We start from the raw sequence: 3203 nt of genomic DNA, 5'->3' as shown, positions 1-3203 counted from the left end.
ACACAGTGGACGCGAGCAACTGAGGACAAGCCCTCGGCCTATTAGTACCGGTCACCTCCACCAGTTACCTGGCTTCCAGATCCGGCCTATCAACCCAGTCGTCTACTGGGAGCCTTACCCCATCAAGTGGGTGGGAGTCCTCATCTCGAAGCAGGCTTCCCGCTTAGATGCTTTCAGCGGTTATCCCTCCCGAACGTAGCCAACCAGCCATGCCCTTGGCAGGACAACTGGCACACCAGAGGTTCGTCCGTCCCGGTCCTCTCGTACTAGGGACAGCCCTTCTCAAGACTCCTACGCGCACAGCGGATAGGGACCGAACTGTCTCACGACGTTCTAAACCCAGCTCGCGTACCGCTTTAATGGGCGAACAGCCCAACCCTTGGGACCGACTCCAGCCCCAGGATGCGACGAGCCGACATCGAGGTGCCAAACCATCCCGTCGATATGGACTCTTGGGGAAGATCAGCCTGTTATCCCCGGGGTACCTTTTATCCGTTGAGCGACGGCGCTTCCACAAGCCACCGCCGGATCACTAGTCCCGACTTTCGTCCCTGCTCGACCCGTCGGTCTCACAGTCAAGCTCCCTTGTGCACTTACACTCAACACCTGATTGCCAACCAGGCTGAGGGAACCTTTGGGCGCCTCCGTTACTCTTTAGGAGGCAACCGCCCCAGTTAAACTACCCATCAGACACTGTCCCTGATCCGGATCACGGACCCAGGTTAGACATCCAGCACGACCAGACTGGTATTTCAACGACGACTCCACCCATACTGGCGTATGAGCTTCAAAGTCTCCCAGCTATCCTACACAAGCCGAACCGAACACCAATATCAAACTGTAGTAAAGGTCCCGGGGTCTTTCCGTCCTGCTGCGCGAAACGAGCATCTTTACTCGTAGTGCAATTTCACCGGGCCTATGGTTGAGACAGTCGAGAAGTCGTTACGCCATTCGTGCAGGTCGGAACTTACCCGACAAGGAATTTCGCTACCTTAGGATGGTTATAGTTACCACCGCCGTTTACTGGCGCTTAAGTTCTCAGCTTCGCCCCACCGAAATGGAGCTAACCGGTCCCCTTAACGTTCCAGCACCGGGCAGGCGTCAGTCCGTATACATCGCCTTACGGCTTCGCACGGACCTGTGTTTTTAGTAAACAGTCGCTTCTCGCTGGTCTCTGCGGCCACCCCCAGCTCGAGGAGCAAGTCCTCTCACCAGAGCTGGCCCCCCTTCTCCCGAAGTTACGGGGGCATTTTGCCGAGTTCCTTAACCATAGTTCACCCGAACGCCTCGGTATTCTCTACCTGACCACCTGAGTCGGTTTAGGGTACGGGCCGCCATGAAACTCGCTAGAGGCTTTTCTCGACAGCATAGGATCATCCACTTCACCACAATCGGCTCGGCATCAGGTCTCAGCCGAATGCAAGGCGGATTTACCTACCTTGCGGCCTACACCCTTACCCCGGGACAACCACCGCCCGGGATGGACTACCTTCCTGCGTCACCCCATCACTCACCTACTAACCGCTTGGTTCGGCGGCTCCACCACTCCCCTCAACTCCGAAGAGATCAGGGCGGCTTCACGGCCTTAGCATCACGATGCTCGATGTTTGACGCTTCACAGCGGGTACCGGAATATCAACCGGTTATCCATCGACTACGCCTGTCGGCCTCGCCTTAGGTCCCGACTTACCCTGGGCAGATCAGCTTGACCCAGGAACCCTTAGTCAATCGGCGCAAACGTTTCTCACGTTTGTATCGCTACTCATGCCTGCATTCTCACTCGTCAACCGTCCACAACTACCTTCCGGTGCTGCTTCACCCGGCAGACGACGCTCCCCTACCCATCACAGCACCCGTTGGGGCTATATGCTGCAATGACACGACTTCGGCGGTACGCTTGAGCCCCGCTACATTGTCGGCGCGGAATCACTAGACCAGTGAGCTATTACGCACTCTTTCAAGGGTGGCTGCTTCTAAGCCAACCTCCTGGTTGTCTGTGCGACTCCACATCCTTTCCCACTTAGCGTACGCTTAGGGGCCTTAGTCGATGCTCTGGGCTGTTTCCCTCTCGACCATGGAGCTTATCCCCCACAGTCTCACTGCCGCGCTCTCACTTACCGGCATTCGGAGTTTGGCTAAGGTCAGTAACCCGGTAGGGCCCATCGCCTATCCAGTGCTCTACCTCCGGCAAGAAACACACGACGCTGCACCTAAATGCATTTCGGGGAGAACCAGCTATCACGGAGTTTGATTGGCCTTTCACCCCTAACCACAGGTCATCCCCCAGGTTTTCAACCCTGGTGGGTTCGGTCCTCCACGAAGTCTTACCTCCGCTTCAACCTGCCCATGGCTAGATCACTCCGCTTCGGGTCTTGAGCGTGCTACTGAATCGCCCTGTTCGGACTCGCTTTCGCTACGGCTTCCCCACCCGGGTTAACCTCGCAACACACCGCAAACTCGCAGGCTCATTCTTCAAAAGGCACGCAGTCACGAGGGACCGAAGTCCCCGACGCTCCCACGGCTTGTAGGCACACGGTTTCAGGTACTATTTCACTCCCCTCCCGGGGTACTTTTCACCATTCCCTCACGGTACTATCCGCTATCGGTCACCAGGGAATATTTAGGCTTAGCGGGTGGTCCCGCCAGATTCACACGGGATTTCTCGGGCCCCGTGCTACTTGGGTGTCTCTCAAACGAGCCGTTGACGTTTCGACTACGGGGGTCTTACCCTCTACGCCGGACCTTTCGCATGTCCTTCGCCTACATCAACGGTTTCTGACTCGTCCTGCCGCCGGCAGACGACAGAAGAGAGATCCCACAACCCCGCATGCGCAACCCCTGCCGGGTCTCACACGCATACGGTTTGGCCTCATCCGGTTTCGCTCGCCACTACTCCCGGAATCACGGTTGTTTTCTCTTCCTGAGGGTACTGAGATGTTTCACTTCCCCTCGTTCCCTCCACACTGCCTATGTGTTCAGCAGCGGGTGACAGCCCATGACGACTGCCGGGTTTCCCCATTCGGAAACCCCCGGATCAAAGCCTGGTTGACGACTCCCCGGGGACTATCGTGGCCTCCCACGTCCTTCATCGGTTCCTGGTGCCAAGGCATCCACCGTGCGCCCTTAAAAACTTGGCCACAGATGCTCGCGTCCACTGTGCAGTTCTCAAACAACGACCAGCCACCCATCACCCCGGACCAAAG

1 rRNA gene is annotated in these 3203 nt (G+C 57.1%); it reads right to left on the bottom strand.

The window, feature by feature from the left end:
• Window positions 1–21: 21 nt before the first annotated feature.
• A 23S ribosomal RNA gene (locus ACZ7FF_RS44800) occupies window positions 22–3137 on the bottom strand.
• Window positions 3138–3203: the final 66 nt, after the last annotated feature.

The sequence above is a fragment of the Streptomyces sp. NPDC037126 genome (assembly GCF_055605965.1).
This window is presented reverse-complemented; position numbering and strand designations above follow the sequence as displayed.